Below are 7,042 nucleotides of genomic sequence, written 5' to 3' on the forward strand. Positions count from 1 at the left end.
CGCGTCCGTCAGGCGTCGACGGCGGCGGGCGCCGGCGCCGCGGCGGGCGCGTGGTGCGCCGGCCGGCCGCCCTTCATGGCCAGGCTCGCGGCGAGGCCGAGCACCAGCACGCCGACCGTGAGCAGGATCGTCTGCGTCACCGCGATCGCGAAGCCGGAGTGCACGGCCTGCAGCGCGACGTCCTTGATCTGTGCGGCCACGTCGGCCGGCACCGACGACGGCAGCTGCGGCGCCGCACCGTTGGCGAAGCTGGCGTGCGCGAACCCGTCCAGGAACGGCTGGCGGAACTCCTCGGGCAGCTGCCCGGCCGCGTCGCGCGCGGCCGCCGGGATCTCGACGCCCAGGCGCGAGGTCAGCATGGCGACGACCGCCGCCGACCCGATGACGCCGCCGATCTGGCGCGTCGTGTTGAACGCCCCGGCGCCCGCTCCGGCCGTCCGGCCGTCGAGGCCCGAGGTGGCCAGGTTGGCCAGCGGCGAGAACAGGGCGCCCGTACCGATGCCGAAGAAGACCATCGGCAGCACGAGGTGCCACACGGGCACGTCGGGCCGGACGGCGAGCGCGAGCCACGTGATGGCGACGGCCAGGATGGCGAAGCCGCTGGCGACCACCCACTTGCCCGCGACCCGGTCCGACAGCCGGCCGGCGAACGGCGCGACGACGCCCGAGATCAGCGATCCGGGCAGGCCGACGAGCGCGGCGTGCAGCGGCGTCAGGCCGAGCACCTCCTGCAGGAAGAGCGTGAACGGGAAGAAGATCCCGATCATCGCGAACGTCACGGCCCAGCCGGCCACGTTGGCCAGCGAGAAGTTGCGGTGGTGGAAGAGGGTCAGCGGCAGCAGCGCGTCGGCGCCCCGCCGGCGCTGCCAGAGCACGAAGCCGACCAGCACCAGCACGCCCGCGCCGATGACGGTCCAGACCGTGATCGGGCCGACGATCGTGCCCCAGTCGTAGGTCGCGCCCTCCTGGACGCCGAACACGAGCAGGAACATCCCGACGATCGAGAGCAGCACCCCGACGCCGTCGAACGACCGGTTCGCCGTGGGCAGCGTCGGCAGCGTGCGGAACGCGAGCACCAGGGCCACCACGCCGACGGGGATGTTGACGTAGAAGATCCACTCCCAGCCGACCGTCTGCACCAGCAGACCGCCGAGCACCGGGCCGGTGATCGTCGCGATGCCGGCGACGGCACCCCACAGCCCCATGGCCGAACCGCGCTTCTGCGGCGGGAAGACGCGCGTGATCATCGACATGGTCTGCGGCGTCATGAGGGCAGCGCCCACGCCCTGGGCCGCCCGCGCAGCGATGAGCATGCCGATCGAGCCCGAGAGGCCGCACAGCAGCGAGGTGAGCGTGAAGATGACCAGCCCGACGATGAAGACGGGCCGCGGGCCGAAGCGGTCCCCCAGCCGGCCGGTGACCAGCAGCAGCGTGGCGAACGTCAGCAGGTAGGCGCTGTTGACCCAGCCCACCGCGGTCAGGTCGGCGTCGAACGCCGTGACCAGCGACGGGATCGCGATGTTCACGATCGTCGTGTCGACCATGATCATGAAGAAGCCGAGGCACAGCGCGGGCAGGATGCTCCACGGGCTGCGGCCGTGGAGGTCGACGAGCGCCCGTGGCTGCCCGGTCGTGGTGGTCATGAGAGGTCCTTCGCGGAGGTGTCGGGAGGCCGGAGGGCCATCGTGGCGTCGAGGTACGACATCGGGATCGGCTCGGCCCAGTCGAGGGCGTCGCCGCGGAGCTCGTCGAGCGTGCGGTCGAGCCAGGCGACCTCGGCGCGGAGCATCGCGAGGTCGTGCTCCACGTCGAGGAGGAACCGGCGCGGCAGGCCCCGCTCCCGGACGGCCCCGTAGGACACCCCCAGGCGCTCCAGGTGCTCGGCCTCGCGGTCGCGCCGGCGGGTGAGCTGCTCGACGACGACGTCGGCGGGCAGCTCGTTGGCCTCGGCCAGGCCCACGGTGAACAGCGGGTAGGCGGGGTGCTCGTCGCCGAGCAGGCTGGTCAGCCGGGCCGCGAAGGCCGCGCGACCGGCGTCGGTGATCCGGTAGGTGGTGCGCTCGGGCCGCCGTCCTGCGCGATCGGTGCCCACCACCTCGACCAGGCCGTCCCGCTCGAGCCGCTCGACCCCGTGGTAGACGGCGCCGGCGTTGACGCGGACGATCCGGGTGTCGCCCCGCTCCACGAGGGTCTGGTGCAGCTGGTACGGGTGCATGGGCTGCTCGTGCAGCAGGGCCAGCACCAGCACCGCGACCGCCGACAGCTCGGCCATCTCCACCTCCCGATCGACTATTCCGAACGGAATATACCTCGCGGAGGGCCGCGTGTCACCGTTGGGTCACGGTCTCCTGTGCGTCCGCGGAATCGCTCCCACGCCGCGCCGTCGCTCGCTTACGATCGCCGGACCGCACGCATCGACCCCGATCGCGCGCGCCCAGGACGAGGACGTCGGGAGGTGGTCGCATGGGCTGGAGCCTGCGCGTGCTGCGTCACCGCGCCGCGGCCCAGCGGACGCTCCTGGCGACCGTCGTGGCGGTCGCCCTGGTCGGCGCCACCCTGCTGGGCACGTTCGCCCTGCTGCTGTTCACCAGCGCGCACGCGGCACTCGACACCGCGCTGGACCGCGCCCCGGCGACCGCGACCGACATCGACGCGATCCTCTCGGTCAACTCGTCCGACCCGGCCCCCGCGCTCGCCGCAGGCGAGTCGTTCCTCGACGACCTGCTGGGCGACGTCCCCGCGGAGCGGACGCAGTGGCTCACGTCGCCCATGTACCGGCTGGTCGGGCAGGGCGGGCGCGTCCCGCCGCTGTCCTACCTGGCCGCCAACCCGCAGCTGCCGTCGGGCGCGTCCCTGCTCGCGGGTGCGTGGCCGACCGCCGTCACCGACGACCAGGGCCGGGTCGAGGTCGCCGTCCCGAAGGTCGCCGCGGACGCCTACGGCTGGACCGTGGGCAGCGAGCTGGCCGTGCAGAGCCTGGCGACCTACGACGACACGCGGTTCGTCGTCACCGGCATCCACGAGCTCACCGGTCCGAGCAGCAGCTGGACCCGCGACCTCCTCCAGGGCACCCAGCACGACCCCGCCTACCCGGTGCCGGGCAGCTTCGGCTTCGTCACCACCGACGCGTGGGGGCCGTTCGTCGCGGTGCCCGGCGCGCTCACCGCGCCCGGCGGGCTGGCACGTGCCGACCTCGTCGCGGCGCCGCACCTCGTCGACGCGCCGGCGGGCGCGGTGACCGACCTGCGCGCCCGGCTCGACGACGCGCAGGCGTCGCTCACGGCCGCGGTCGACGCCACGACGCTGTCCGGCGACTTCCGCTCCTCCCTCGCCGCCACGGTCGACGACGCCCAGGGGAACCTCGCCGTCACGCGCGTCAGCGTGGTGATCGTCGGCCTCATGCTCGTCGTGCTCGCGGTCACGGTGCTGCTGCTCGCGGCGCGGCTGCTGGCGGACCGCCGGGCGGCCGAGCAGACCCTCATGGCGTCCCGCGGCGCGTCGGGCCGCCAGCTCCTGCGCCTGGCCGCGCTCGAGGCCGCGGCCGTCGCGCTGGTCACGGGCCTGGTGTCGCCCTGGCTCGCCGGGCTCGTGTTCGGGCTCGTCACGTCGTTCGGCCCGCTCGAGCGCGCGGGGATGCACACCGACCCCGGCCGGCCCGTGTCCCTGTGGGTCACGTGCGTCGTCGCGTCGTTCGTGCTGGCCGGCGTGCTGCTGGGTCCGCTGCTGCGCCGCCGGGGCAGCGTGGTGGACACCGAGCAGCAGCTCGTGCGGCAGGACAGGCGCGGCGGGCTGGCGCGGTCCGGCGTCGACCTGGCGCTGGTGGCCCTGGCGGGCGTCGCCGTGTGGCAGCTGCAGACGTACCGCTCCCCCGTCGTGGCCGGTGCGCAGCTCGACCCGATCCTCGTCGCGGCCCCCGCCCTGCTGCTCCTCGCCGGCGCCGTCCTCGCGCTGCGGGCGCTGCCCCTGGTCGCCGCCGTCGGCGAACGCCTCGCCGCCCGCGGCCGCTCGCTCGTGGCCCCGCTCGCCGCCTGGGAGGTGGGCCGGCGCCCGTCGCGGGCCGCCGGCGCGGTGCTGCTGCTCACGCTCGCCCTCGCAGTCGGCTCCTTCTCGCAGTCGTTCCTCTCCACGTGGCGCACCTCGCAGGCGGACCAGGTCGACCTCGCGGTGGGCACCGACGTGCGCGTCGCGCGGCTCGACGGCTCCGCCCTGGCGCAGGCGAACGCGGTCGACGGGCTGTCCGACGCGCAGGCCGTGAGCGCCGTGGCGTTCCGCGGGGTGCGCGTCGGGGTGCCGACGGGCGGCGACGAGACCAACGGCGGGTCGGTCAACCTGCTCGCGCTCGACGCCGCACAGGCCGGGGACCTGCTGCGCGGCCGGCACACCCCCGACTGGGGCACCATCGCCGCGCCGCTGGTGCCGACGACGCCCGACGGCGCGATCCCGCTGCCCGGCTCGCCCAGCGCCCTGGTGCTCGACGTCGACGGCTCGGTGGCGCCGGCGGTAGCGGGCACCCTGCTGGTCACGCTCGTGGTCGAGGACGCCTACGGCACCCGGACGCCGCTCGAGCTGCCGCTCGTGCCGCTGGTCGGGACCGCCGCCGACGTCACCGTCCCGTTGCCGGCCGCGGCTGCGGGGCTGCGGCTCGTCGCGATCACGGCGCAGGGCCTTCCCGACTCGTCCGACACGAGCCAGCTGGGCCCGGGCCGCGGGCCGAGCAGCACCGTGTCCATGGCCGTGACCGTCCGCCACCTGCGCGCCGTCGAGCGGCCGGCCGGGGCGACCGCCGACACCGTCACGGCCGTCGACCTCGGTGACGGCACGTGGTCCGGGAGCGCGCCCGCCGACGACCGCGGCCGTCGCGCCCTCGTGGCCACCGCCGTGGACGACGAGGGCCTGCACCTCACCTCGCGCCCGAGCTCGGTCGAGCTGCTGTTCGGCTGGGCGCGGATGGCCGCCATGACGTTCCCCGACCCCGGCGTCGTGCCGGTCGTGGCGACGGACACGCTGCTGGCAGCCCTCGCGGCGCAGGTCGGCGACCAGGTGCAGCTCGACCTGGACGGCGCGCCCGTGCTCGTGTCGATCGAGCGCGAGGTGCCGTACCTGCCCGGGATGCCCCGCGGCGCCGGCGTGCTGGTCGACCGCGACCTGCTGACGCGCGCCGCGCTGCTCTCCGCGTGGACCGATCCGCTGCTCGACGAGTGGTGGATGCAGGTCCCCGACGACCGGGCGGCCTCCCTGGTCGACCAGGTGGTCGCCGACGAGCTGGGCACGCCGACCAGCCGGGTCGCCGAGAGTGCCACGGCGATCGAGGGTCCCCTGCGCGTCGGGGTACAGGCGGCCCTCTGGATCGTGACGTTCGCGGCGCTGGCGCTGGCCGTGGCCGGGTTCGCGATGAGCGCGACCGTCGCGGTGCGCACCCGACGGCTCGAGCTCGCGCGGCTGCAGGCGCTCGGTGCGTCGCGCCCGTCGCTCGTGCGGTCGGTGCTGGTCGAGCACGTCATCCTCGGCACCCTGGGGCTGGCCGCCGGCCTCGCGCTCGGCGCGCTGCTCGCGCAGGTGGTCGCGCCGCTGGTCACGGTGTCCGCGACGGGCGGCCGGCCCGTGCCGCAGGTGGTCGTGCACTGGCCGTGGCCGACGCAGCTCGTCCTGCTGACGCTCCTGGTCCTCCTGGTGGGCACCGCCGTCGCGCTGACGACGAACCTGCTGCTGCGGCGCGCGTCGGGCGAGCTGCTGCGGCTCGGGGACGAGCGGTGAGCGCCGTGGCGGAGCGCGCCGGCGCGGGCTGGCGTGCCACGACCGCGCACGGCGTGCTCGTCGCGCGGCGCCGCAGCCGGCAGGACGCGGGCCTGCTCGCCCTGTCCGCACTGCTGCTCGCCGTCACCGTGCTGCTCGCGCTCGTGGTCCCCCGCGTGGTGCTGCGGATGGCCGACCAGGGCGCTCAGCAGGCGGTCCGGGACGCCGGGCCGACGGCGGACGTCGTCGCCACGATCGGCTCGGCGCTGGGCACGGCGGAGGGCCGGCAGGACAACGCCGCGACCCTCGTCGCCAACGGGGCCACGGGGATGGCCGCCGCGCTGCCGCCCACGCTCGGTGCGGTCACCGGCGCACCCGTGACGGCCGTGCAGAGCCCGTCGGCCACCATCACCACCACCGCGGGCCTGGTCGCCACCCGCCTCGTGCACGTCGGGTACGGCGCGCCGCTGCGGGCCGGCGCCGCCGCGCCGGAGACGGTCCGGTGGGTCACCGGCCTCGAGCCGCGGACGTCCCCGGAGCCCGACGCGGGGACCAGTCCTGGCGCCGTGCCGTCCGACGAGCACCCGCGCCTGGTCGAGGTCGGGGTGTCCGCCGCCGCGGCCGAGCACCTCGGCATCGCCGTCGGCGACAGGTTCACGCTCAAGGGTCCGTCCCGCGGCGCGGTCGAGGTGGTGGTGACCGGGCTGTACCAGCCGCTCGACGCCGGCTCGCCGCTGTGGGCCGCGCACCCCGACCTGCTCGACCAGGTGGCGACCTCGTCGGCGGCCGCCGCCGTGGGCCGCGTGGCGCTGCTGCTGTCCGACGCCTCGCTGCCCGACATGCTGCTCGGGATGCAGCCGTCCGCGGTCTCCACGACGTTCCGGTTCCCTGCCGAGCCCGACCACCTGAGCGCGACGGACACGGGCACGATCCAGCGGGCCGTCGCCCGCCTGGTCGCCGACCCCACCACCCTCACGGGCTCGGACGGGTTCACGCCGGTGGTCACCACGGAGCTGGGCACCGTGCTGCACGCCGCGGACGCCCGGCTGCTGGCCAGCACCGCGCAGGCGTCGGTCCTGCTCATCGGGTTGGCCGTCGTCGGCGCGCTCGCCCTGGTGCTCGCCGCCCGGCTGCTCGTCGTGCGCCGGGAGACCTTCCTGCTCGCGGAGCGTGCCCGGGGCGCGTCCGTGGCGTCGGTCGCGCTGCGCGCGCTGGTCGAGAGCGTCCCCCTCGTCGTCCTCGCCGCCGCGGTCGGTGCCCTGGGCGCCTGGCTGCTCGAGCCCGACGCCCGCGGGTCGTGGGCGGTCGC

4 protein-coding genes are annotated in these 7,042 nt (G+C 75.7%); 2 read left to right on the forward strand and 2 right to left on the reverse strand.

Annotation, left to right across the window (positions count from 1 at the left end):
* Window positions 1-8: 8 nt before the first annotated feature.
* Together AB5970_RS15680 and AB5970_RS15685 are read right to left on the reverse strand one after the other, a co-directional pair.
* Complete coding sequence (locus AB5970_RS15680) at window positions 9-1,643, reverse strand: DHA2 family efflux MFS transporter permease subunit (RefSeq protein WP_370504878.1); 1,635 nt, start codon at window positions 1,641-1,643, stop codon at window positions 9-11.
* A complete protein-coding gene (locus AB5970_RS15685; protein ID WP_370504879.1) occupies window positions 1,640-2,272 on the reverse strand; it encodes a helix-turn-helix transcriptional regulator in 633 nt (210 codons plus the stop codon). The genes AB5970_RS15680 and AB5970_RS15685 overlap by 4 nt, the downstream gene beginning before the upstream one ends.
* A 191-nt stretch (window positions 2,273-2,463) precedes the next feature.
* Between AB5970_RS15685 and AB5970_RS15690 the strand changes: the two genes are divergently transcribed.
* Window positions 2,464-5,754, forward strand: a complete 3,291-nt coding sequence (locus AB5970_RS15690; RefSeq protein WP_370504880.1) for an FtsX-like permease family protein — start codon at window positions 2,464-2,466, stop codon at window positions 5,752-5,754.
* On the forward strand, window positions 5,751-7,042 hold a 1,292-nt coding region (locus AB5970_RS15695), incomplete at its 3' end, for a hypothetical protein (RefSeq protein WP_370504881.1). The genes AB5970_RS15690 and AB5970_RS15695, both read left to right, overlap by 4 nt.

The sequence above is a fragment of the Cellulomonas sp. ICMP 17802 genome, assembly GCF_041295535.1.
Classification (GTDB): domain Bacteria; phylum Actinomycetota; class Actinomycetes; order Actinomycetales; family Cellulomonadaceae; genus Cellulomonas.